The sequence below is a fragment of the Desulfurispirillum indicum S5 genome, assembly GCF_000177635.2.
Taxonomy (GTDB): domain Bacteria; phylum Chrysiogenota; class Chrysiogenetes; order Chrysiogenales; family Chrysiogenaceae; genus Desulfurispirillum; species Desulfurispirillum indicum.
The window spans coordinates 1,501,596-1,526,362 of record NC_014836.1 but is presented as its reverse complement, the minus strand read 5'-3'; the positions used below and the strand labels follow the sequence as shown (position 1 = coordinate 1,526,362).

The 24,767-nt window shown below is 53.1% G+C and carries 25 protein-coding genes; all 25 read left to right on the top strand.

The genetic code is table 11. From position 1 onward, the window contains the following. Nucleotides 1-4 precede the first annotated feature (4 nt). The 25 genes from SELIN_RS07175 (at nt 5) to SELIN_RS07055 (ending at nt 24,719) form a co-directional block, all read left to right on the top strand. Entirely contained in the window at nt 5-1,363 is a 1,359-nt protein-coding gene (locus tag SELIN_RS07175; protein ID WP_013506001.1) for a hemolysin family protein, read from the top strand. Beyond that, the gene (era, locus tag SELIN_RS07170) at nt 1,360-2,262 is read left to right on the top strand and encodes a GTPase Era (RefSeq protein ID WP_013506000.1); all 903 of its coding nucleotides are present in this window, start codon (nt 1,360-1,362) and stop codon (nt 2,260-2,262) included. Before SELIN_RS07175 ends, era begins: the two co-directional genes overlap by 4 nt. Beyond that, nucleotides 2,259-2,909 carry a hypothetical protein gene (locus SELIN_RS07165; RefSeq protein WP_013505999.1) on the top strand — a complete coding sequence of 217 codons (651 nt, stop codon included), beginning with the start codon at nt 2,259-2,261 and terminating at the stop codon, nt 2,907-2,909. Before era ends, SELIN_RS07165 begins: the two co-directional genes overlap by 4 nt. A gap of 35 nt (nt 2,910-2,944) precedes the next feature. Then, the gene (gene glyQ, locus SELIN_RS07160; protein ID WP_013505998.1) at nt 2,945-3,826 is read left to right on the top strand and encodes a glycine--tRNA ligase subunit alpha; all 882 of its coding nucleotides are present in this window, start codon (nt 2,945-2,947) and stop codon (nt 3,824-3,826) included. Beyond that, a complete protein-coding gene (glyS, locus tag SELIN_RS07155; protein WP_013505997.1) occupies nt 3,823-5,904 on the top strand; it encodes a glycine--tRNA ligase subunit beta in 2,082 nt (693 codons plus the stop codon). The genes glyQ and glyS overlap by 4 nt, the downstream gene beginning before the upstream one ends. Further along, nucleotides 5,852-6,238: an EscU/YscU/HrcU family type III secretion system export apparatus switch protein gene (locus SELIN_RS07150; RefSeq protein WP_013505996.1), complete on the top strand. Its 387-nt coding sequence runs from the start codon at nt 5,852-5,854 to the stop codon at nt 6,236-6,238. Before glyS ends, SELIN_RS07150 begins: the two co-directional genes overlap by 53 nt. Before the next feature lie 5 nt (nt 6,239-6,243). After that, nucleotides 6,244-8,388 carry a penicillin-binding protein 1A gene (locus tag SELIN_RS07145; protein WP_013505995.1) on the top strand — a complete coding sequence of 715 codons (2,145 nt, stop codon included), beginning with the start codon at nt 6,244-6,246 and terminating at the stop codon, nt 8,386-8,388. Continuing rightward, nucleotides 8,385-9,467: a two-component system sensor histidine kinase NtrB gene (locus SELIN_RS13910; RefSeq protein ID WP_013505994.1), complete on the top strand. Its 1,083-nt coding sequence runs from the start codon at nt 8,385-8,387 to the stop codon at nt 9,465-9,467. Before SELIN_RS07145 ends, SELIN_RS13910 begins: the two co-directional genes overlap by 4 nt. Next, nucleotides 9,451-10,896, top strand: coding sequence for a sigma-54-dependent transcriptional regulator (locus tag SELIN_RS07135; protein ID WP_013505993.1), 1,446 nt, complete (start codon nt 9,451-9,453; stop codon nt 10,894-10,896). The genes SELIN_RS13910 and SELIN_RS07135 overlap by 17 nt, the downstream gene beginning before the upstream one ends. 2 nt (nt 10,897-10,898) lie before the next feature. Beyond that, nucleotides 10,899-11,519, top strand: a complete 621-nt coding sequence (locus tag SELIN_RS07130; protein WP_013505992.1) for a phospholipase D-like domain-containing protein — start codon at nt 10,899-10,901, stop codon at nt 11,517-11,519. Nucleotides 11,520-11,655: 136 nt separating this feature from the next. Then, a complete protein-coding gene (locus SELIN_RS07125) occupies nt 11,656-12,423 on the top strand; it encodes a motility protein A (RefSeq protein ID WP_013505991.1) in 768 nt (255 codons plus the stop codon). Continuing rightward, complete coding sequence (locus SELIN_RS07120; protein WP_013505990.1) at nt 12,420-13,178, top strand: OmpA/MotB family protein; 759 nt, start codon at nt 12,420-12,422, stop codon at nt 13,176-13,178. Before SELIN_RS07125 ends, SELIN_RS07120 begins: the two co-directional genes overlap by 4 nt. Nucleotides 13,179-13,249: 71 nt before the next feature. Next, nucleotides 13,250-13,762, top strand: a complete 513-nt coding sequence (locus SELIN_RS07115; RefSeq protein ID WP_013505989.1) for a flagellar basal body-associated FliL family protein — start codon at nt 13,250-13,252, stop codon at nt 13,760-13,762. Nucleotide 13,763: 1 nt separating this feature from the next. Further along, entirely contained in the window at nt 13,764-14,093 is a 330-nt protein-coding gene (gene fliN, locus SELIN_RS07110; RefSeq protein ID WP_013505988.1) for a flagellar motor switch protein FliN, read from the top strand. 175 nt (nt 14,094-14,268) lie between these two features. Further along, nucleotides 14,269-15,018, top strand: a complete 750-nt coding sequence (gene fliO / locus SELIN_RS07105) for a flagellar biosynthetic protein FliO (protein WP_198007067.1) — start codon at nt 14,269-14,271, stop codon at nt 15,016-15,018. Continuing rightward, complete coding sequence (fliP, locus tag SELIN_RS07100) at nt 15,002-15,760, top strand: flagellar type III secretion system pore protein FliP (RefSeq protein WP_041725971.1); 759 nt, start codon at nt 15,002-15,004, stop codon at nt 15,758-15,760. The genes fliO and fliP overlap by 17 nt, the downstream gene beginning before the upstream one ends. A gap of 2 nt (nt 15,761-15,762) precedes the next feature. Next, a complete protein-coding gene (fliQ, locus tag SELIN_RS07095; protein WP_013505985.1) occupies nt 15,763-16,032 on the top strand; it encodes a flagellar biosynthesis protein FliQ in 270 nt (89 codons plus the stop codon). Between the two features lie 11 nt (nt 16,033-16,043). Beyond that, nucleotides 16,044-16,838: a flagellar biosynthetic protein FliR gene (fliR, locus tag SELIN_RS07090; protein WP_013505984.1), complete on the top strand. Its 795-nt coding sequence runs from the start codon at nt 16,044-16,046 to the stop codon at nt 16,836-16,838. A gap of 28 nt (nt 16,839-16,866) precedes the next feature. Next, nucleotides 16,867-17,931, top strand: coding sequence for a flagellar biosynthesis protein FlhB (flhB, locus tag SELIN_RS07085; RefSeq protein WP_013505983.1), 1,065 nt, complete (start codon nt 16,867-16,869; stop codon nt 17,929-17,931). Between the two features lie 110 nt (nt 17,932-18,041). Next, nucleotides 18,042-20,126, top strand: a complete 2,085-nt coding sequence (flhA, locus tag SELIN_RS07080) for a flagellar biosynthesis protein FlhA (protein ID WP_049871171.1) — start codon at nt 18,042-18,044, stop codon at nt 20,124-20,126. A 2-nt stretch (nt 20,127-20,128) separates the two neighbouring features. Next, nucleotides 20,129-21,523, top strand: coding sequence for a flagellar biosynthesis GTPase FlhF (gene flhF / locus SELIN_RS07075; protein WP_013505981.1), 1,395 nt, complete (start codon nt 20,129-20,131; stop codon nt 21,521-21,523). Continuing rightward, the gene (locus SELIN_RS07070) at nt 21,520-22,416 is read left to right on the top strand and encodes a MinD/ParA family protein (RefSeq protein ID WP_013505980.1); all 897 of its coding nucleotides are present in this window, start codon (nt 21,520-21,522) and stop codon (nt 22,414-22,416) included. Before flhF ends, SELIN_RS07070 begins: the two co-directional genes overlap by 4 nt. Continuing rightward, entirely contained in the window at nt 22,413-22,817 is a 405-nt protein-coding gene (locus SELIN_RS07065; RefSeq protein WP_013505979.1) for a hypothetical protein, read from the top strand. The genes SELIN_RS07070 and SELIN_RS07065 overlap by 4 nt, the downstream gene beginning before the upstream one ends. Nucleotides 22,818-22,850: 33 nt before the next feature. Beyond that, nucleotides 22,851-23,603 carry a sigma-70 family RNA polymerase sigma factor gene (locus SELIN_RS07060; RefSeq protein ID WP_013505978.1) on the top strand — a complete coding sequence of 251 codons (753 nt, stop codon included), beginning with the start codon at nt 22,851-22,853 and terminating at the stop codon, nt 23,601-23,603. A 36-nt stretch (nt 23,604-23,639) separates the two neighbouring features. Continuing rightward, the gene (locus SELIN_RS07055; RefSeq protein WP_013505977.1) at nt 23,640-24,719 is read left to right on the top strand and encodes a protein-glutamate methylesterase/protein-glutamine glutaminase; all 1,080 of its coding nucleotides are present in this window, start codon (nt 23,640-23,642) and stop codon (nt 24,717-24,719) included. The last annotated feature ends 48 nt before the right edge of the window (nt 24,720-24,767 follow it).

Sequence of the window (24,767 nt, the reverse complement as noted above, 5' to 3'; positions counted from 1 at the left end):
CACAATGGAAAGTGGCGAGCCGTTTTCGTTGTATCTTGAATTGACGATTCTTTTTATCTGTATCATTTTTTCAGGTGTTTTTTCCGCCAGTGAGACAACCCTGACATCACTCTCGGAGCTCAAGTGCCGTCGTCTTTACGAGTCCGGTGGTTCACGGGCCCGGCGCCTGAAGCTTTGGCTGAACTACCCCAATCGCACGATCACGACCATTCTCATCGGCAATAACCTGGTGAATATTCTTGGTTCCGCCATCGCCACCGGTATTGCGCTGCGGCTTTTCGGCAACCTTGGCATCGGGGTGGCAACAGGGGTGATGACCCTGATTATCCTCACTTTCGGTGAAATTATCCCCAAGACCTTTGCCAAGCATAATGCGGAAAAGCTGGCTGTGCCGGTAATCAATTTTCTGTCGCTGTTCTATGTGCTGCTTTTTCCCATTGTGTTCATCATGACCCGTTTTGCCACCAAAATAATTGCGGCCACGGGCGCCAAGGCCCACACCCGTGGCCCCATGATGACTTCCGAGGAGATTGAATACATCATCAGTACCAGCAAAGAGGAAGGGGTCATGGAGGAGGAGAAGACGGAGATGCTCTCATCCATCTTCGAATTCAGCGACACCATTGTCAAGGAAGTCATGGTTCCACGGCCACATATATACGCTCTCAGTGCTGACCTGCCCCTGGCGGTCATTGTCGATAAGATCATCGAGGGTGGATTCTCCCGCATCCCGGTGTTCCGGGGCGATCTGGATAACATCATCGGGATTCTCTATGCCAAGGATCTGCTGCAGATTCTGCGCACCGGCGGCCTGAAGGAAGAATTTAATATCGAAGCTTTTCTGCGCGCGCCCATGTACGTGCCCGAGGTGAAAAAGGTGGACGCGCTTTTCCGGGAACTGCAGAACAGCCGTATTCATATGGCCATCGTGGTGGATGAGTACGGCGCGCTGACGGGTCTGGTTTCCATGGAGGATCTGCTGGAGGAAATCGTTGGGGAAATCCGCGATGAGTATGACAGCAAGGAAAAGGATCTCATCCATCCCCTTTCTGAGGAGAGCTGGAGTGTTGATCCGCGCATTAATCTGGACGACTTCAAGTATTACTTCAAGATGGAGAACTTCGAGCATCCCCTGGAAGAGGACGGTGATTTTGACAGCGTAGGGGGGCTCCTGTGTGCTATCCACGATGGGCTGCCCCTGAAGGGCGATGTGTTTGCATACGGTGACTATGTCTTCACGGTGGAAGACGTGGATGAGCGACGGCTGAAAAAACTGTTGCTGAAAAAAGCCATGGCTCCATCGGAAAACGGTGAAGGCGCGGAAGAGAGTGGATCCGACCGCGAACAGGAGGCGGTGAAATGAGTTTTCGTTCCGGTTTTGTGGGTATAGTCGGACGCCCCAATGTGGGCAAGTCGACCCTCATGGGCGCGATCATCGGCGAGAAAATCAGTATTATCAGCGATAAACCCCAGACCACGCGCAATCGCATCATGGGTGTCTGGCACGGTGACGACTTTCAGGTGGTCTTTCTGGACACTCCGGGAGTGCACAAGGGCAAGTACGGCATCAACGATTTCATGCTCAACACGGCGTTTTCCGTCCTTTCGGAGGTGGATATCCTGCTGCTGGTGGTGGAGTACTGGGAGACCGGAGGGCAGGAATTCAACCTGCTGCTTGGCGAACTGCGCTCCCGGCATCGGGAGTTGCCACCGGTGTTTCTGGTGGTCAACAAGATCGATCTGGCTGAGGACAAACACGAAATTCTCGAATCCATCGCGAGGCAGAAGGATCTGTTTGACTTTGCCGGTATCATTCCCGTCAGTGCCCTGAACGGCGAAAACCTCGATCGCCTCAAGGCGTTGATCGTGGAACAGATGGAGGAAGGCCCTCGCTACTTCCCCGAGGATATGATCACTGACCAGAGCGAACGCTTCCTGGTGGCGGAGTTTATCCGCGAAAAGGTCTTTGTGCTGACCCGTGACGAAATTCCCCACTCCATCGCCGTGCAGGTGGAGCAGTTTGTGACCGAAGAGAATCGTCTGGTCATCAGTGCCTGTATCTACGTGGAGCGGGACTCCCAGAAGGGCATGATCATCGGCAAGCGCGGTGCCATGATCAAGGAAATCGGCAGCCAGGCCCGTGTGGATCTTGAACGAATGCTTGGCACGAAGGTGTTTCTGGAGCTGCACGTGAAGGTTTCCCGCGACTGGCGCAAGACCAGTGCCCGTCTGCGTGAATTCGGCTATACGGAGCAGGTGTGAGCGAATCGGGAATTGTGCTGCATACGAGCCCCATACGCATCCGTTCGCTGCTGGTGGTCTTTCTGACTGCCGAAGGGGTGCGGGAATGTATCCTGCCGGACAGCAGCCATGGCGCGCCGGTGTTTGGGGGGCGCTATGATTTCATCTTCCAGGGGAAACTGCTACGCTCCTTCAGCCCTGTCTGCGAGGTTCCTCTGGCTCTGGAGCAGATGCTCTATGGGCAGGCCCTCTGTGAATTTCTCAATAAACTTGGCCGCGATGCTGATATCAGCGAACTCTTTGAGCCGGCCTGGGAGGTGCTTGGGCATTCGCCGAGCTTCCAGGATCGACTGCCTGTCTTCTATCGGCGCTTCCTGCAGTTTCTCGGTACCGGGGAGCTGGTTGCGGCATGCAGTTATTGCCAGCGAGGAGTGATTTCCTATATAGTGACTGATTTGGGAGTGCAATGCGATCAGTGTGCTGTGCCATCCGAGGGCATCTGCTTCAGTCCGGTGGAATCTGCCTTGCTGAGCGGACTTTCCTCCTTTGACAGCACGTCTTCAGCGGTGTCCGAAGCGCTGTGTCGCAAGATATTCTCCCACTTCAGCATGCATACCGGGACGCTGCGAACCCTGTCATGGCTTGACATGGCAGCTGCAGCGCCCTGATGGCTTAATTCTGCCTATACTTCAAGGAGGCTCTTTTGACTTTTCAGGAACTCATACTTGCTTTGCAGGATTATTGGAGCAAACAAGGCTGCCTGGTTGTGCAGCCCTATGATATTGAGGTGGGCGCAGGAACCTTCAATCCGGCGACCTTTCTGAGATCTTTGGGGCCGGAGCCCTGGAATGTGGCCTATGTTGAACCTTCCCGTCGCCCTACCGATGGGCGGTATGGCGAGAACCCCAATCGCCTGCAGCACTACTATCAGTTTCAGGTTCTGCTTAAACCTTCACCCGATAATATCGTGGAGCTCTACCTTGAGAGCCTGAAGGCCTTTGGTATCGACCCATTGAAGCACGATATACGTTTCGTTGAGGACGACTGGGAATCTCCGACCCTGGGCGCCTGGGGCCTCGGCTGGGAAGTGTGGCTGGACGGTATGGAGATCACCCAGTTCACGTATTTTCAGCAGTGTGGCGGCATCGACCTGTCGCCGGTCAGTGGCGAAATCACCTATGGGATTGAGCGCATTGCCATGTACATTCAGCAGGTGGACAATGTGTATGACCTGGAGTGGTCGCGCGGGGTCACCTACGGCGATGTCTACCATCGCAATGAAGTAGAGTTCTCGCGGTACAACTTTGAGCAGGCCGATGTGAATATGCAGTTCAGCCTTTTTGACATGTACGAAAAGGAGGCGCTGCGCCTCATGGATGCGCAGCTGGTGCTGCCAGCCTATGACTATACGCTGAAGTGCTCCCACGCCTTCAATATGCTGGATGCCCGCGGGGCGATCAGCGTCACCGAGCGCACATCCTATATCGCCCGGGTGCGCCATCTGGCAAAACTGTGCGCCGAAGGTTATGTGAAGCTGCGCGCGGATCTTGGTTATCCACTCTGCAAGGAAGGGAAGTTTTCATGAGCACACAGGATATACTGCTTGAACTGGGAACCGAAGAGATTCCGGCTGGATTTATCGATGATCTGCTGCTGCAGATGGAGCGATTCAGTGCGAAGTGGTTTGGTGAGCGTAACATATCTTTCGCCACAGCGCGCACCATGGGAACACCGCGCAGGCTGACACTCATTCTGGAAGGCGTTGCCGTCAGTGGCTACGCCACCACCCAGGAACTGCTCGGACCGGCCCGCAATATCGCCTACGACGCGAATGGTCAACTGACCCGTGCTGGCGAAGGCTTTCTGCGCAGCAAGGGATTCGCTGCTTCCGATGCCTATGTCAAAGAAACGTCCAAGGGTGAATATCTCGCGGTGATGCAGCGCCAGGAGGCGGTGCAGACCATGGCGGTGCTGCCGCAGTTCTTTGAGGAGCTGATTCGCTCGCTCTCCTGTCGCAAGAGCATGCAGTGGGGCAGTGGCACTTTCCGTTTCGCCCGCCCCCTGCGCCATATCGCCGCCTTTTTCGGCACCCAGGCGGTGGATTTCGCCATGGAAGGACTGCGCTCTGGTGGAACCACCTATGGACACCGTTTTCTGGGAAGCCGTGAGATTGCGCTGCAAGGGGCGTCCAGCTATCAGACGCAATTGGAAGCCCAGCAGGTCATTGTGGATATCTCCAGGCGGCGCGCCATGATCCAGGAGGCCTGTGATGCCGTGGCGAAACAGCATGGTGGACGTGTTATCGGGGGTGAGTCCCTGGTGAATCTGACATCGCATCTGGTGGAATATCCAGTGGCCGTGGTGGGCGATTTTGACGAGCGCTTTCTGCGTCTGCCACGGGAGCTGCTGATCGTGACCATGCGTGAGCACCAGAAGTACTTTGCCCTTGAGGACGCGGGCGGCAGACTGCTGCCCCACTTTATTACCATATCCAATATGCCCATTGACGATACGTCCAGCATCAAGCGTGGCAATGAGCGGGTGCTGCGTGCCCGCCTCTCCGATGCGGAATTCTATTACGATGAAGATCTCAAGACTCCCCTGGCCAGTCGCAAGGCGCAGCTGGACAAGGTTGTCTTTCAGGAGCAGCTGGGCTCCATCGGTCAGAAAGTGGAACGCATCGCCGGGATTGCTGACGCTCTGGCGCAGGCCGCAGGCCTTTCTGAGTCGCAGCGTGCCGATATCGCCACGCTGGCGCTCCTGAGCAAGTGTGATCTGGTCAGTGGCATGGTCTATGAATTCCCTGAGCTCCAGGGGGTCATGGGTAAGGAGTATGCCGCCCAGGAGGGATATTCAGAGACGGTTTCCCGTGGCATCATGGAACACTGGTTCCCGCGTCACGCTGGTGATACTCTGCCTTCCTCAATGGAAGCGGCCATGGTGAGTATTGCTGACAAGATGGATACCATTGCCGGCTGTTTCGGTATAGGTTTGCTGCCCTCCAGCTCCAATGATCCCTATGCCCTGCGACGTCAGGCCCTGGGGATTTTGCACACCCTGTCCCACTGGAAACTTTCCGTAAGCCTGGACGCGGTTATTCATATGGCACTGCAGCGACTGGCAAAGGTGATCAGCCGCGAGTCCCGGCAGGTGGCCGAAGAGATCGCGAATTTCATCATCCAGCGCTCCAAGGTATTCTTCACCACCACCGAGGGATTCGACCACGATGTCGTGGAGTCCGTGTTCAGCGGAAGGTTCAGCGATGTGATCACGGTCAGCCGGAAGCTGCAGGCACTGCAGTCCCTGAAAAGCCGCCAGGATTACCGCAGTGTCGTGGAAACATTCCGTCGTGCGGTGAATATTATTCCCGAGGGTTTCAGCGGCAGCGTCAATGCCGCTCTGTTTCAGCACGCCAGTGAAGGCGAGCTCCTCGGACGGCTTGATGCGGTTCTTCCCCAAGCGTTGGACTGCGTGAAAAAGAATGACTTCGATGGGGTGTTTGGTATAGCTTTGCAACTGAAACCCCATGTTGATAAACTTTTTGATAATGTGATGGTTATGGATAAGGATGTGACTGTGCGTAACAACCGATTGGCGCTCCTGCAGCAGGTTGGACAGCTTTTCTCCGGGGTGGCGGATTTCAGTAAACTCGTCGTCGAGTAACCCTGCTCCGAAGTCGCTGACGTGCATTGAGTCCACATACTCGGAGGGTGCCCTGCAGAAGGATTCCGATACCAGGTGGAAAAAAGCCGTTGCCCTGAAGTATCAGGACAAGAGCCGTGCGCCCCTTGTCAGTGCCAAAGGGCAGGGGCATGTTGCCGAGGCCATTATTGATAAGGCCCGCGAGCATGGGGTGGCGATTCATGAAGACCCGGATCTGGTCGTGGCACTGAGCGCGCTGGAAATTGACCAGGAGATTCCCGAGGAACTGTATCAGGCCGTTGCAGAAGTATTGGCCTTTCTTTATAAACAAAATGCCTTGAAAAATGATTGGTAGAAGTTATGACAGACCATGATGATAAGCAGCCGTATTCCACCGTTCCTGCACAGGATGCAGACGCGTTCCTGAACTCACTGCAGAAAAGCGATGACGACAGCAAACCGGAAAAACCCCGCCGGGCCAAGGCTTCCAAATGGAAGCTGGTTGGTCGCTTCTTTCTCTTTCTCTTTCTCTCCTTTTTTGTCTTTGGTGCCGGAGCGGGCTCCTATGCGCTCTATTTCTTTACCAAGAGCCTGCCGGATTTCGCTGAGCTGGAGAGCTTCCGTCCCGGCTCCATTACCCGTGTCTATGACCGCAATGACGAGCTGATCGCAGAGTTCTTCCAGGAAAAGCGGATTCCGGTGTCCATCGAAGACCTGCCCCCGTACGTCTATATGGCCAGTGTCGCCGTGGAGGACTCCACCTTCTTTGAACATGCGGGACTGGACTTCCAGGGTATCACCCGAGCCTTCTACACCAACCTGCAGGCAGGACGGGTCGTCGAGGGCGGCAGTACCATCACACAACAGCTTGCCAAGACGATGTTTCTGACTCCGGAGCGTAAGCTGACGCGGAAAATCCGCGAAGCCATGCTGGCCTACAAGATTGACAAGTCTCTGGACAAGATGCGTATTCTGGAGCTTTACCTCAATCAGATCTACTACGGCAGAGGGGCCTATGGTATTGAGGCGGCGGCCCAGAATTTCTTCAATAAGTCGGCCCATGAGCTTTCCATCAGCGAGGCAGCTCTCTTGGCGGGTATGCCCCAGGCACCTTCCCGTTATTCCCGTGATATTCACTCCACCATGACCCGCAACCGTCATCTGCATGTACTCAGTCGTATGCGGGAGGATCTGGTTATCACGGCCAGTCAGTACGATTCCGCTGTCAATGAACAACTGAGCATAACCGGAACCCATCGCCAGTTGAACCTGGCTCCCTATGTCAACGAGATGGTGCGTAACCATGTCCTGGAACGTTACGGTTCCGATGCCCTCTACCATCATGGTCTGAATATTTACACCACCATTGATCTGCCGGCACAGCTGGCTGCTCAGGAGGCCATACGCAAGGGTCATGAAGAGTACACTCAACGCCATGCCAATGGTCTGCCCCATGATACCCCACCCGAAGATGTCCAGCTCGCTCTGCTGAGTATTGATAACCATGATGGCAGTATTGTGGCCCTGGTTGGTGGCACAAGCTTCCATGCCAGTCAGTTTAACCGTGCAACTGCAAGTCTGCGGCAGTCAGGCTCCGCGTTCAAACCACTGATCTTTGCGGCCGGACTTTCACGGGGTTTTACGGCAGCTTCGATAATTATCGATTCTCCCATCATCTTCGCTTCTGAAGAGCTGGTATGGAAACCGGAGAACTACAGCGAACGGTTTTACGGACCAACTACCCTGCGCGAGGCATTGGCCATGTCGCGCAATATTGTGACCGTAAAACTTCTGCGTGAAGTGGGAATACCCTATGCCACAGAATTTATCCAGAAGATGGGAATCAGCAGTACGATCAGTCAGGATCTTTCCATCGCCCTTGGCAGTACCAGTGTCTCTTTGCTGGAGTTGACCCGCGCCTATGCGGCCTTTCCTTCTGGTGGCAAACTGCACGACCTCTTTCTGATTCGGCGTGTGGAAGACCGCGATGGCAATGTCCTTGAGGAGCGAGCGCCTTCCAGTGTACGCGTAATCTCTCCCCAGGATGCCTATATCATGACATCCATGCTGGAGAGTGCGGTACAGGATGGCACGGGCTTCCGGGCCAAGCGTCTGAACAGACCTGTTGCCGGTAAGACGGGGAGCACCAACAATTTTGTGGATGCCTGGTTTATCGGCTTCAGCCCTGAGATAACTACTGGCGTCTGGACAGGTTTTGACTCCCCCCGTACCCTGGGCAACCAGGAGACCGGCTCCCGGGCTGCCGCACCGGTATGGGTTGATTATATGGAGCGCTATTTTGTGGGCAAACCGGTGCGCAACTTCACCGCTCCAGAGGATCTGGTCTTCCGCCTCGTCGATCCGAAAACCGGCAAGCTGGCTCACAGCCGTGAAGGCGCGGTCTATGAGGTGTTTATCGCTGGCACTGAACCTACGGAATACTCCGTGCGCTCAGAACGTCAGAACATCGACGAGATGTATCGCCTCCGTGGTGGAGGCCAATGAGTCGCTGGAAATCCATTGCCAACAGCCTGCCTGTCGGTGTGTTGCTGGTGGGGGCTGATGGCCGGGTTGGTGATATCAACCATGAAGGGGAGAATATCCTGGGAATCTCCCGCAACAGGCTGATCGGAACGCCGGTGCAGCGGTATTTTGACAATGAGGGGCTTCTTCAGGAGCAGATCCGGCAGTGCCTTACTTCGGGCAGAACCATCAGCCTTGACGAAATATCCCAGCTGCGCTCTTCTCTCAGTAAACCGGTTTCCGTGGAGGTCAGCTACTCCTATTACGATGAGCAGTATGTGATCATGCTCATTCGGGATATTTCCAAACGTCTGGACATTGCCAAGAATAATGCGCTGCTCTTTGACTACCATTATATTGAGCGGATTCTCAGTGAAGTGGCCCATGAAATCAAAAATCCGTTGAGTGCCATCCTGGGGGCTTCACGTTTGATTCAGGAGAGTGAGGACAGTTCTGTGGTGCCCCTGGCGGGCATTATTTCCGAAGAGGCGCTGCGCCTGGAAAACATGCTCTCCAGTATCCAGTCATTTGCGCGTCCCCCTCAGCTGGAGCCAGCAGCGGTCAATATTCACCGTATTCTGAAAAATCTGGTGCAGCGGCAGTTACCGATGCTGGATGAAAAGCACATTGAGGTGCGGGAGTATTACGACCCAAGTATCCCCGAAATCTATGCCGATGAGGAGAAGCTCTACCAGGTCTTTCTGAATCTCTTCAAAAATGCCATGGAGGCGAGCACGCTGCATTCAAGTATCGCTATTATCACGGGAGTATCCCTGGGTGATTCACCTGGTACTGGTTATAATACCTGGATATTCATCCGTTTTCAGGATCAGGGGAGCGGTGTGGTACCTGATGCGAAAGACAAGCTCTTTATGCCTTTTTTCACCACCAAGACCCAGGGTAGTGGCCTTGGATTGCCTATCAGCATGAAGATCGTGCGGGCCCATGGCGGAAAAATTGAGATCGAAAGCACCGTCGGAATCGGCACCAGTGTAACCGTATTTCTCCCACTGAAGCAGCGGCCTGCCCGCCAAGAGGCTTTCCATGACGTTGACTCCTAAATCGGTTCTGATCGTTGATGATGAAAAAAATATTCAGATAGTCATGCGCAGGGCCCTGGATGCCCAGTTCCGGGTTCATGTGGCATCAAACGCTGCAGAGGCGCTGACAATGCTGGAAAATACGCCTGTGGACCTGGTGTTCATGGATATTAATATGCCGGGTATGAGTGGCCTGGAGGCCCTTGAGAAAATCCATGCCCTCTATGGTATTCCCGTTATCATCATGACGGCGCGCACCAGCATGCAGAGTGTTATTGATGCCATGAAACTCTCGGCCTATGATTTTGTGACCAAACCATTTGAGATCAGCCAGATCCGTGAGCTGGCGTCCCAGGCCACCAGCCTGCAGGTGGGTGCTTTCCTGCGTGAGAGCACAGATGGGGCCCCGCGCCGTTTTGAAAAGATCATCGGCTCCTCCATGGCCATGCGCGAAGTCTTCAAGCTTATCGGCAAGGTGGCTCCCACGCGGGTGACGGTGCTGATAGAGGGAGAGTCCGGTACGGGCAAGGAGCTGGTAGCGCGGGTGATTCATCAGAACTCCCTGTGTGCTGATAAGCCTTTTATTCCCGTCAATCTTGCCGCTATACCCCGTGAGCTTATGGAAAGTGAATTCTTCGGCCATGAAAAAGGCTCGTTCACCGGTGCCACTGATCAGCGCATGGGGCTTTTTCGTGAGGCCCAGGGTGGCACTCTCTTTCTTGACGAGCTGGGTCATATGCCCCTTGACCTGCAGGCAAAGCTGCTGAGGGTTCTGCAGGAGGGTGAAGTTTCCCCGGTGGGCAGCTCCCGCATCTATCACGTTGATGTGCGTATTATCGCCGCCACCAATCGCAACCTGCTGGAGATGGTCAAGAAGAACCTCTTCCGCGAGGATCTCTACTATCGGCTCAATGTTTTCAGTCTTCGTCTGCCGCCACTGCGTGAGCGCATGGAGGATCTGAAGGAGATTCTCGACTACTTTATCTATCGCTACTCCCAGGAGTATCGTGTTCCCCAGAAGCAGCCGACTCCCGAGGCGCTGGCCAAGCTTCGCCAGTACGAGTGGCCGGGAAATGTCCGTGAGCTGGAGAATGTGGTGCGCAGAGCGCTGCTGCTCTCGAATCTCCCCTATCTGACCCCAGAGGATTTCCCCCTGACTGACGGTGACGGGGTGCCCTTCAACGCACCGGAATCGTCCCAGACACTGCACCAGATGATCCGTTCCACCGCACTTCCCTACCTGCATCAGATGATGGATCATGGCACCGGGAATCTGCACGAACTCATTATCGGCAGTGCCGAGAAGAGCCTTTATGAGATTGTGCTGGAGTATACCGGTGGAAACCAGGTCAGCGCGGCCTCGATTCTGGGGGTGAATCGCAATACGGTACGCAAGAAGATTCAGGATTACGATATCAATATGGGCATGTGCCGCCGGAAAAAGGAGTAGGTATGCGCAGAACAGGGACGGCTGCAATACGGACAGGGCACCTGGACTTTCCCCGTGCACGTCGTGTTCTGTTTGGACTAATCCTGCTGCTTCTGCTCCCCCCGTATCTCTCTGGCGCCTGTGCCACCCAGGTTACGCCGGTATTTGACCGCGATTTCCGTCAGGTATTCCTGGATGTGGTTTCCCGTTCCACAGATTCCATTTACCTCTCCATATACATCTTCAAAACAGACAGTCCATTTCAGAATTCTGCCGCCGACCTGCAGGAAGCACTGATTCTCGCGGCAAAACGGGGCGTTGAAGTGCATGTGCTGTTTGAAGAGACCGACGAGTCTGACCATTTCCTGATGGAAGCCAATATGGATACGGCCAGGGGGTTGGCATACTTCGGCGTCAACTGCTACTTCTACTCGGCGGCGCGCATGCACACCAAGCTACTGGTGGTGGACGAGCACCTGACCCTCATGGGCAGCCACAATTACACGGTGAGCGCCTTACGCCACAATCGGGAGGCATCTGTCCTCATTGAAAGTCATGAATTTGCAGAGGTTGCGCTCTCATACATTCAGAGCATGATGCGGAAGTCACAAAAGCTTCAGGAGATCGGCGCAACGAAACAGTAAAGTAATTTCGTTGTCACGACGATAGGTGATATCAGGATACTTCAGTTCCCGATACCTGTGATTTCACTTGTTGACGGAGTATTGAGCATTTGCTAATTAATGTCAGTGGTTATGTTTTCATCGCGAAGAGGGGTCTATGGATATTGCAACACTTGTAGGTATAATACTTGCCTTTAGTCTCGTAATCATGGCCATGGCCCTTGCCGGCTCCCTGGGCTGGTTTGTCAGCATTCCGTCAGTTTTGATCGTCTTCGGCGGAACCATGGGGGTTATCCTCATCAACTTCTCCCTTTCACAGGTAACCAGTGTGATGGGCGTGGTGAAAAAATCGTTTTTTCATAAATCAGAAGATCCCACAGAGGTCATTAATCGGCTGGTGGATTTTGCCACGCGGGCACGTCGCGATGGTATTCTCGCACTTGAGACAGCCGCTGAAGAGGTTGATGACGAATTCCTGCGTGAAGGGATAAAACTGGCAGTCGACGGCACTGACCCTGAACTCGTCAACGCTATCATGGAGACAAAGCTGCAGTATATTGCTCAGCGACACCAGTCGGGAATGGGTATACTCAACTCCATCGGCATGTTCGCGCCTTCCATGGGTATGATCGGTACCCTGATCGGTCTGGTTGCCATGCTGCAGACCATGGACGACCCCTCCACCATCGGTCCTGCCATGGCCATCGCTCTGCTGACAACCCTGTACGGTTCCATGATCGCCAATATGTTTGCCCTGCCGGTGGCCGGGAAGCTCGCTGAGCGCTCCCAGGAAGAGCTGCTGGTGAAGGAGATCGTCATCATGGGTATTATGTCTATACAGGCGGGAGACAACCCGCGCATTGTTGAGCAGAAGCTCAATGCTTTCCTGCCACCTTCCCAACGCAAAACGCAGTTTGACTCATGAAGAAACGTCAGCCCCGCAAGAAGCGTGCGCAGCCAAGTGCCCCTTTCTTTCTGGTTACCTTTTCGGATCTCGCGATCCTGCTGCTTACGTTCTTTATTCTGCTGCTCTCCATGGCAACCCTGGATAAAATCAAGATTGTCCAATCCCTGGGGACTCTGCGCGACTCCCTCGGTGTCCTGAACCTTGGACGACAGACGGAAGTTTCACCCGTTCCGGTGGTGGTGACGGCCCAGATCCAGGAAGTCGAGCAGATACAGATGGAAGAGGTTATCAACGCCATACAGGCTATGGTGCAGGTCACGGGACTTGAAGACAGTGTCGAGGTGGACAGTCAGCAGGACACCGAGGGAATCAAGGTGACTCTGGCCGAGGAGATTCTCTTCGATCGTGGCCGCGCCGAGATCAAGCCTGCGGCGTTTCCGATTCTCGATCAGCTGGCCGCCATTATCCACCAGTCAAAGCGTAAAGTGCGCATAGAAGGACATACGGACAATGTGCAGGTGCCGGCATCGCGTTACCCCACAAACTGGGAGCTCTCCACGGCGCGCTCTGTGAATGTGGTGAAGTACTTTGTACAGGCCCGCAACCTTGATCCACGGATATTTGTGGCGGCAGGCTATGGCGAGTTCAGTCCAGTGGTTCCCAATATTACGGAAAGCAACCGCGCCAAAAACCGACGGGTCGAGATATACTTTGAAGGCCTTGATGAAGAGTCACAGGAGCTGCAGCGACTGCGTGAAATGTTGACGCCCTAGCCCTATTTCACTTACCTCAGTCGGAAATTTATGCTAAAAAATGGACTCAGAACCGTATAAGGAGAACACATATGGCCATTGAAGACAAGGAAGAGAAGGAGTCGTCCAACTCGCCGGCGAAGGGTGGTGGATCGAAAAAGCTTCTTATTATTATACTCATACTCGTTCTTGTGCTGCTGCTGGCTGGTGCAGGTGCGTATTTCCTGTTGCGCAGTCCCGCGCCTGCCGCGGCTCCTGGCGCGGAAGCTGATGTTCCGGGTGCGCCAACAGAGACGACGGAAATCGGCACCATGTACCCCATGGATACGTTTATCGTGAACCTGGCTGACGTCCTCGGCAAACGCTATCTGCGGGTGACCATTCAGCTTGAGATGGATAATCCCCGTCTGGCCCGCGAACTTGATCGGCGCTCCCCCCAGCTTCGCGATGCGGTCCTGACAATCCTCTCCAGTAAGAAATATGAGGATATCTCCACTGCTCAGGGCAAGTTACGGTTGCGCAGTGAAATTGTATCCAGGGTAAATGCCTTTCTGACCAGTGGCAGTATCCGCAGGGTTTACTTTACTGAATTCGTGGTGCAGTGACGTGGCCGTTCCCCAGAAGAAAAACCAGCTCCAGATCGAAAATGAGGAGCTCCTCAAGAAGCTGGAGTGGTATGGAGATATCATGTTCAACCTCGATGTTGAACTGGGACGTATCGCCATGACGCTGAGGGAAGTGCTGGAGCTCAAAGAGGGTTCAATCGTCGAGCTGAAGAAGACGGCGGGCGAGTCGGTGGATGTCATGGTGAACCAGTGCCTGCTGGCAACAGCGGAAATTGTGGTGATTGAGGACAATTTTGCGATCCGGATAACGGATATTATCGACGATGACACGGTTCTGCAGAAATACCTCCAGGGAGCTTATCAGGAATGATGGGGCGTCTATGACCACGTGCTTTTCCCGTTTTGGTTCAGGTTTCAGACGACCAACTCATTGTCGACCGCTGCTGTTGCTCACAGCAGCGGCTGTTTGTCTTTTGCTGCTGCCATTCAGCCTGAACGCACATATTCACGCTTTGAACTATGATCGCAAGAATGGTATTTCGCGGGTGATCGTTTCAACCGACGCGCCCGTTGCCGATTATCGCCTGCACCAGGATAAGACGGGCAAGGTTCTGGTGCTTACGTTGAGTGGCCTTGGGGTGAGTTCTGAGTTGCCTGTGCGTTACCAGGTGGAGGACAGCTATTTCCATACGTTGAAACTGGCATCGGCAAAAGATGAGGCCACCGTGCAGGTGGAGCTTCGCCAGGAGCTGGAGCAGGTATATTTCCGCGTTGCTCCGCGGGAGTCGGGCCATGGACTTGAACTGCATTTTTCCCCCCCGGGTGGTGGCATCAGTGACTATGTCCCTGGTGAAACCCTTCAGACCATGGAGGATATAGACCTCTTTGAGGGCGCCTACACCATGATCATTTCGCTTCTGGTGGTTCTGGCGCTCTTTGCCGTTGTCGTCTGGTTCATGCGGAGACTCTCGGGCCGCCAGGTTCTGCTGGAGACCAACGATATCCGCGTAATCTCCCGTACTCCCATTGGCAACAAGAAAAACTTGGTTGTGGTTGAGGTTTTCGAGGAGACCCTGTTGATTGGGGAGTGGGACGATGGCCTGTGCTTTATGAAAACCATAGAAAACGAGAAGACCCTGAGCCGGATACGCCTTCATGACAAGAAAGTGCATGCGAACTTTTCATCTTATCTCAAGCGTGCGGTGACCCGCAACAGTGTCAGTGGTCTGACCCACAGCATACGGAGCCGAATGGATAATCTGCGGAGTGAGCAACGTGATGAAAAAAATCCTTAAGGGACTTGCGCTTCTGGGGCTTCTTGGTCTGGCCCAGGGTGTTTTTGCCCAGGAGCAGATTCCGCTTCCCGTCATTACTTTCGGCGTTGAGTCTTCCAGTGATCCCTCCAATGTGGCGGTAACGCTGCAGATTCTATTTCTGCTCACCATACTGACACTGGCGCCTTCTATTCTGGTGCTGATGACGTCATTTGTGCGCATTCTCATCGTGCTGAGCTTTCTGCGTCAGGCCATGGGCACGATGCAGTCGCCACCAAACCAGGTGCTGGTGAGTCTGGCGCTTTTTCTCACCTTTTACATCATGATGCCGACTTTCCAACAGATTAACGACGTGGCCCTGCAGCCCTACCTGAATCAGGAGATCGGTACTCAGGAAGCACTGGATAACGCGGCCAGGCCCCTGTCGGAATTCATGCTCAAGCACACCCGAGAAAAGGATCTGGCGCTCTTTGTGCACTTCAGTGGTGATGAGCGTCCCGCGACCAAAGAGGACGTATCATTTTTTACCCTGGTACCCGCATTCGTCATCAGTGAGCTGAAGACGGCGTTTCAGATGGGTTTCATGATCTTTATTCCCTTTCTGATCATTGATATGGTGGTGGCCAGCACCCTGATGAGCATGGGGATGATGATGTTGCCGCCAGCCATGATCAGTATGCCCTTCAAGGTCATTCTCTTTGTCCTCGTGGATGGCTGGAATCTGGTGATGTCCAGCCTGCTGCGCAGCTTTGTGGAGCGCTAGCCATGTCGCCGGAATTTGTCACGGAACTGCTGGTCAACTCCCTGATTCTCGCGCTGATGATCGCGTCGCCCATGCTGGTTCTCGGCCTGATTGTAGGGGTGGCTATTTCCATTGTGCAGGCGGCAACTTCCGTACAGGAAATGACACTTACCTTTATCCCGAAAATTGTGATTGTCGTTTTAGGGCTTATGTATTTTCTGCCCTGGATGATCGCGAAACTGACCGCTTTCACCATCAACCTCATCACCAATATGCCCCAGGCGATCGGGTAGGGTGATCTTTCATGCCCTTTGATCCCGCACTCTTGAATCTGCAGGAAATCAATACGTTTATCCTCTCATTCATTCGCACCCTCTCCATTGTGGTAAGTATGCCGGTTCTCGGCGGAGAACAGGTCAAAATGCAGGTGAAGATCGGCCTGAGTCTGCTGGTCAGCGCCCTGCTCTTTCCCATGGTTTCAGCCCATGGTGCTGTTATTCCGCCGAATATCTTTGAACTCATGATCGTGATCTTCAAGGAGATATTCATTGGCCTGGCCATTGGTTTTGCTGGTCAGATCATTTTGGGCATCATTCAGTTTGCCGGTCAGATCATGGGTTTTCAGGTGGGGCTGAGCATGTCCAACGTCCTTGATCCCATGACCAATATACAGGTTCCTATTATTGGTCAGTTTCTGACTATTTTTGTGGTACTGCTCTTCCTGCTGGCCAATGGGCACCACTATGTGTTTATGGGGCTGTATGAGAGTTACACCCTCATCCCCTTAGGTATGCTCAGCTTCGGGAACCTGGGTGGATTTGCCCAATTGGTGATTGAACTCGCCGCGACGATATTCTATGTTGGCTTCAAGATTACCGGGCCTGTATTTGTGGTTGTTCTCATCTCACAGTCCATTAACGGCATACTCGGGAAAATGGTGCCCCAGATTAACCTGCTCACCGTTGGTCTGCCGGTGCAGATATTTTTTGGTCTGCTGACGCTGGCACTGGTTATTCCGGCATTGCGGGTGGTGCTGGAGGGTATTTTCTCCCAATTTTATCGCAATATCTTTATTATTCTGCGGATATTTGCCGCATAAATCCTTGGTGGATACGTACAGGTGAACCATGCCTCCCGAATCAGATCAGGAGAAAACCGAGGAACCGACCCCGAAAAAGCTTGAGAAAGCCAGGGAAGAGGGGAACGTTGCCAAAAGCAAGGATATGAGTGACACGGCGGTTCTCTTTGCCGGAGTCATGACTTTGTATTTTCTCCACGAGCGTATGTTAGAGGGTTTTTTTGCCATTATGCGCAATTATCTCGATCTGACGCGCAACACCTTTCCGACTATTAATGAAATGCCCTCCTTCGGCATTACCATTCTGCTGCAGATGCTACATATTCTCTGGCCCCTCTTCCTTGCCCTCACTCTCTTTGCGCTGGCAATCAATATTGGGCAGATCGGTCTGCTGTGGTCGAGCAAAGCGGTTGCGCCAAAATGGTCCAAACTCAACCCTATCAAGGGGATAGCTCAGAAGTTTTCTCTGAAAAACCTCATAGAGGTCACAAAAAGTCTGCTGAAGGTCTCGGTCTTTGGTCCAGTGGCGTATTTTATTGCCAAGGATGAGTTTGGCTCAATTTTAATGATGATGCATCTGACCCCCATAGAGATTTTTGCCACAGCGCTCATGATTATTTTTAAGATCTGGATCACCATTATTCTCATTATGCTGATAGTTTCGGCGGTGGATTTTTACTTTCAGAAGTACCAGCACCATGAAAAACTCAAGATGAGTAAACAGGAGGTAAAGGAAGAACGCAAGCAGATGGATGGAAATCCCGAAGTCAAGCAGCGTATACGCTCCCTGCAGAGGGAGATGGCCATGAAGCGCATGATGGGCGATGTGCCCAAGTCGGATGTTGTCATCACCAACCCCCTGTTCCTGGCGGTGGCGCTCAAATACGATACTGAGGTCAAGGCCGCCCCCTATCTTGTTGCAAAAGGACAGGAACTGGTGGCTCAGCGTATACGGGATCTGGCCCTTGAACATGATATTCCCATTCAACAGGATCCCCTGCTGGCTCGACAGTTGTACGACTCCCTTGAACCAGGCGATGAGATTACCCATGAACTCTACCAGGCGGTGGCGGAAATCCTGGCTGAGATTTATAGACAAAAAGGAAAAATATAGGTATTATTTTTCGGATAAAGGCTTTTGCCAAGCCTTTCAATATCCTTCCCGTGAGGAGCAAACACTTGGCGCCAAAAGCTCCTGGATTCACTGCCGGCAAAGCGATCAGAATGTCTACAAGTCCTGATATAATAGCAGCTTTTGGTATTTTATCGGTTATTGCCATAATGGTGCTTCCTGTTCCGGCTCCGCTGCTGGATATTCTGCTCACGATCAGTATAACTTTGGGTGTCCTGGTTATCCTGGTTTCACTCTATATTCGTGAGCCGCTGGATTTCTCCATATTTCCTTCGGTACTCCTGATTGTCACACTCTTTCGACTTTCCCTGAACGTTGCAACCACGAGGACAATCCTGCTGCATGGCCATGAGGGCGAAGCAGCCGCTGGCCAGGTGATCCAGGCTTTCGGCCAGTTTGTCGTGGGCGGGAACTACGTGGTCGGTATCATTGTCTTCATTATTCTTGTCATCATTAATTTCAAGGTTATCACCAATGGTGCCAGTCGCGTGGCTGAAGTTGCTGCGCGCTTTACCCTTGACGCCATGCCCGGCAAGCAGATGGCCATTGATGCTGATCTGAATGCCGGCTTCATTGACGACAAGGAAGCAAAAGTACGGCGTGAGCATATTCGCCGTGAAGCGGACTTCCATGGCGCCATGGATGGTGCTTCCAAGTTTGTGAAGGGTGACGCCGTTGCCGGGATTATTATCACGATCATCAATATCGTGGGTGGATTGATCATTGGCATGGCCCAGGGGGGCATGGGCTTCAGCGAGGCGGCCCAGGTCTATACGCTGTTGACCATCGGTGACGGCCTGGTGAGTCAGATACCGGCACTGATTGTCTCTACCGCGGTGGGTATCGTGGTGACCCGTGCGGCCAGTGAGTCAAACCTTGGTGAGGACATCGCCCAGCAGTTTATCGTGAGCCCGAAAGTCATCTGGGTTGCCAGCGTGATCCTCTTCATCTTCGGCATTATTCCCGGCATGCCCTTTATCCCCTTTATGACTCTGGCAGCTTTACTGGCGACACTGGCGTACTTCATTCAAACAGGGAAGATAGGCAAGATTCTTGAAGAGGGCCTGGGTGCGTCTGAATCCGACAGTGGGAGTGTCCAGGAGGAAGCTCCGAAGTCCCATGAGGAAGAGGTGGAAGAACTTCTTCAGATGGATTCCCTGGAGCTCGAAGTGGGATATGGCGTCATCCCTTTGGTGGACAGTTCCCAGGGTGGTGACCTGCTGAACCGCATCAAGTCCCTGCGCAAGAATATTGCACTGGAGTTAGGCTTTATTGTGCCGCCCATTCGCATTCGGGACAATCTGCAGCTCAAGCCCAACGACTATGTCTTCAAAGTCAAGGGGATTGAGGTGGGCTCCGGTGATGTCTATCCTGGTCAGCTTCTTGCCATGAACCCGGTTGGCGACGATATCACCCTGCCCGGGACGCCGACGGTCGAGCCGGCTTTTGGCCTGAAAGCGATGTGGGTTACGGATAATTACAGTGATGAAGCAGAGATGCTTGGCTATACGGTTGTCGATGCTGGTACGGTCATTTCCACCCATATTGGCGAACTGATCAAGCAGCACTCCAAGGATATTCTCGGCAAGCAGGAAACCCAGAGCCTGCTTGATAATATTCAGAAATCCCATCCCAGTGTGGTGGGTGATCTGGTTCCGGGTCAGCTTCCCCTGGGAGCGGTACAGCATGTGCTGCAGAATCTTCTGAGTGAACGTATATCCATCCGTAATATGCTGACAATACTTGAGACCCTTGGTGATTACGCTGCTGCCACCAAGGATCCGGATATCCTCACGGACTATGTGCGCGGGCGACTCAGTCGCCAGATTACCAAGATGTATGCTGATGAAACCAATACCATACGGGTTCTGACACTCGATCCGCACCTGGAACAGATGATCTCCGAGTCTATCCAGAAATCCGATCAAGGGCGTGTGGTGGTGATGGAGCCCCACAAGGCACAGCGTTTCCTGGTAAATCTCATTCACACCGCTGACCGGATCAGCGAACAGGGGGTCACGCCGGTGCTCATGGTTTCCCCCGTAGTGCGCGCGCCACTGAAACGCCTGGTGATGCGTTATGCGCCCAAGCTTGTTATTCTGGCACATACCGAACTTGCTGACAGTGTGAATATTGAAGCCCTCGGCACCGTCGGACTTGAAGAAAAGAGAGAGTAACCATGCAGGTAAAACGCTACGAAGTATTCGACATGAAAGAGGCCATGGAGAAGATCAAGCAGGACCTTGGCCCGGAAGCCGTGATCCTCTCCACCAAGACCATAAGCAAGTCGGGCTCCTTTGGTATGTTTTCACGTCCTCTGATGGAAGTGACGGCTGCCGTAGATGTTGAAAGCCAGAAACTCACGCAGCAGGAGAGACCTGTCGCTGGAATGGCAAAAAACCTGCATGCAGCCTATAACAGTCGGGGAGCGTTGAGCACAGTGGAAGATGTTGACAGTGATGCCGATGTGCAACGCATTCTCAGTGCCTTCAAGGATGCCACCTCCGATGAGGGGCGTGGGAGTATCCCCTCCGCACGACAAAACGCTGCGGGCGCAGGGCGCCGATCCGCCACGGCAGGAGTAAAGACCACGACAACACCGCAACAGGAACAGATTCAGACAATTCTGCAGGAATTGAAGGCGTTGCGTGAGTCCATGCTGCAGCAGCACGCAACGGATCAGATGTTTCGTCAGCAGCAAGAGCAGATCGCCGAGTTGAAGGGTATCCTGCTCAGTCTGGCTACGGAAAAATATTCCGCCAGACCGGTTTTCGAGGAAAAGCCTCTGAATGATCTCTACACCAAGCTGCTGCGCGCTGGAGTGGACCGGTATATCTGCCATAAAATGGTTGATGCCCTGAAGGCAAAGCTTGGATCTGTTGACGACACTGAGCTGGTCATGCGCAATGCGCGGCAGTTGGTGTCGCGCATTGTTCCCATGGGTGACGGTATTGAGGTCGATGGTATTCATCCGAAAATCGTGGCGCTGATCGGGCCGACCGGAGTTGGGAAGACGACTACCATTGCCAAGATAGCAGCAGATCATCTGCTGCGCCAGGGGGTTTCGGTAGGGCTTATCACGCTGGATACCTACCGGATCGCGGCAGTTGAACAACTGAAAACCTATGCCAATATCATCAAGATCCCGGTCGAGGTGGTCAACCAGAACGAGTCGCTTCTGCTGGCGCTGCGCAAAAATCTTGATAAAGACCTGGTGCTGGTTGATACGGCGGGCCGCTCCCACCGCGATACTCAGCAGATAGAAGACCTGATGCGTTTTCTGAGGGAGGAGAAGATAAAGGTGGAAGTACATATTGTCCTGAGTGCCTCCACCAAAGAAGCAGATCTCAATGACATCATGCAGAGCTTTGAAAAGGTAGGTATTGACCGGGCAATTATTACCAAACTTGATGAATCAAGCAGTTTTGGCGGGGTATTCAACTGCCTGGCCAAGCGGGGTCTTCCGGTCTCCTACTTCGCCAATGGTCAGGATGTGCCCAATGACCTGATACCTGCCAGTAATCATGCTTTTTTTGAGCTGCTGACCGGTACGCCGGCTGAGGAGAAACGATGAGTACAGATCAGGCCGCATCATTGCGGAGCCTTGCTACCAGTAAACTCACATCACCCAAGGCAGCGCCAGGCCCTGGTCGCAATACCCGCGTTATCGCGGTCACCAGCGGCAAGGGCGGTGTCGGCAAAACCAATACGTCAGCAAACCTTGCCTTTGTCGCTGCCGGAACGGGTAAAAAAGTTCTGGTTATAGATGCGGATATTGGCCTGGCAAACCTCGACATTACCTTGGGTATAACGCCGAAATACCATATGGGCGATGTTCTACGCGGCACCTGCACCCTGAAAGAGGTCATCATTCCAGGCCCCAATGGCATGTGGGTCATTCCCGGGGGCAGTGGACTTGATGAGGTGGCGCGCGTTGAAGAGCAGCAGATGCTCAGTATCCTTGGACAATCACAGGAACTTGATGACTTTGATATCGTCATTATCGACACCGGGGCGGGAATATCCGAACTGGTGCTGAATTTTCTGCTGGTCGCCCATGAGATTGTGATTGTGACAACACCTGAGCCCACGGCATTCAGTGATGCCTATGCTGTTATCAAGCATCTGACGACAAAATATCAGAAGCAGAATCTCAAATTGCTGGTGAATATGGTGAAGAGCTCTTCCGAAGGGCAGCAGATTCACATGAAGATGAACATCATGCTGAAGCGCTTTATTCAAAGTGAAATAGCCTATCTCGGCAGTGTCAGTGATGACGCCATGCTGCGCAAATGTGTGCGCAAGCAGAAGCTGGTCTGCGACCTGTACCCGGCCAGCCCGGCTTCGAAGAACTTCCAGAACCTAGCACAACGCCTTTTCGACGGCAGCACGAATATTATCAGTACCGCACAGGCTGGTTTTTTCTCCAGTTTTTTTGAGCGCATACTCAGCGGGAGGCGATCGTGAACATCAAGATTGATCCTGCCCGCGTTGCCATTGCCATGGGTCTGGTGGGCACTTCCCTTGTCGCAGGAGTCGCTCTGCTGCTGACAGAGGAATTCTCCTTTTTCTTTAAAGTCGCGGCGGTATCCCTTATCATACTTTCTTTGCTTGGCTATATCGTGGGGGTGTTAATCAGAGAGCTGCATGAAGAGTACCTCAACTTTAAGGGTGTACTGTTGAAAAAGCATGCGCTGAAAGTTCCTATGGCGCAGAAAGTTCCCGTGCATCGTGACTTTCAGGATCACGATGACGATGAGAGCACATTGGATCTGAATATTGATTATGCGCGTGAGCAGCAGGATTTTGATGAAGACACCATGGCGGAATCTTCCTACGAGGAGGCTGTCAGTGAGAGCAGGGGCTAATTGGTGTGATGCTGGTATCAGGAGGTGTTCGAGATGAGGAAATTTGAGGAATTTTGCCCCAGGGCAGAACTCAAAAATACTCCTGCCATTCGTAACCAGATTATCGAGGAGTACGCTCCTTTGATAAAGTACATAGCTACACGCATACACGCAGGTCTCCCTTCGAATATCGAACTCGATGACCTTATCAGTATTGGAGCGCTGGGGCTTATTGATGCCATTGATAAATTTGACATGAATCGCGGCGTGCTCTTCAAAACCTATGCTGAATCGCGAATTCGTGGCAAGATACTCGACGAACTGCGTAAGCTTGACTGGTTGCCCCGTGGATTGCGACAAAAAAATAAGGCACTGGATCGTGCCTACAGTAAGCTGGGCATCAATGAGGGCAGGGAAGTCTCTGACGGAGAGCTGGCTGCGGAACTGGGCATTGATGAGGCAGAAGTTCAGCAGTATATCTCCCAAGCCGGTGGGTACACCATGCTGAGTCTGGATGAACAGATGTATGACCGTGATGGCAGCGAATCAGGGACGCTGAGCGACCTGATTCCTGATCGCGAAAACGCTGGTCCGGAGGAGCACCTGGAGATTACTCAGAACCAGGAATTTCTAAAAAAACATATACGCTTGCTTTCGGAGAAGGAACAGCAGATGCTGGCCCTCTATTATTACGAAGAGTTGACCATGAAGGAAATTGGGACTGTGCTGGGGATAACGGAATCCCGGGTTTCTCAGATTCACTCACAGGCCCTTTTTAAGTTAAAGAAAGCCATGGGGCGCCTCTAGGACTCGCAGAGAATATTTCGGTAAAGGATGACTTCCATGCAGCAGATCCGAGTGCTGGTAGTTGATGATTCAGCTTTCATGCGAAAAATGCTCACGACCATGATGGAGAAAGATCCAGCCATCAAGGTGGTGGGTACTGCCAAAAATGGTCAGGATGCCCTGGAGCAGATCAGTGCCTTGCAGCCCGATCTGGTGACCATGGACATAGAAATGCCGATTATGGATGGCCTGACAGCTCTGGAGCAGATCATGGAGAGGACTCCTGTTCCGGTTATCATGGTCAGTTCACTCACCACTGAGGGGGCGGAAGCTACCCTGAAGGCCCTTGATCTGGGTGCGCTTGACTTTATTGCCAAACAGACCAGCTTTGTCAGCACCGATATCGTGAAGATAGAAAAGGAGCTGATTCATAAAGTGAAGCTGTTTGCACGCAAACAGCCGACCCAGCGTTTCCGCATTCACCGTCCGCTTACCGAGCAGCGCGTTTCAAAACGGGTGCCTGCACCCCCACCGGCATCAGTTCCTCAACAGCCGCCAAGAACGACCCCAAGACGCGCAGGAAAGGCACGTATCATCGCCATTGGCACCTCGACTGGTGGTCCCCCAGCACTTCAGGCGGTACTTACCAGGTTGCCTGCTGCCACACCGGTGCCCATCGTTATTGTGCAACATATGCCACCTGCCTTTACCGGTCCCCTGGCCAAACGTCTGAATTCACTGTGCGCCATCGAGGTACGTGAAGCCCAGCACGGGGATGTGTTGCAACCTGGGCTGGCTCTGCTGGCCCCCGGAGCAAAGCATATGACAATCAAGGCAGGTCGCATTCAGCTTTCTGACCTGCCTGACAATACCTTGCATAAGCCAAGTGTTGATGTTATGGCACAGAGTGTGTGTCAGGAGTTTGGCGCCTCGACTCTTGGGGTGATCATGACGGGAATGGGTAATGATGGGTTGCAGGCATTCAGGATGCTCTATGAAATGGGTGGATCGGTTATCGCCCAGAGCGCTGAAACCTGCGTGGTATATGGCATGCCAAGGGCCGTCGTGGAACATGGTGTTTACACGGAAATTGCAGATCTCCAGGACATTGCCGCGCGAATACAGACCTACTGGTAATGAAGATATCGAGAACGGTCGAAGAGTATGTATATCACTCTAGAGAAG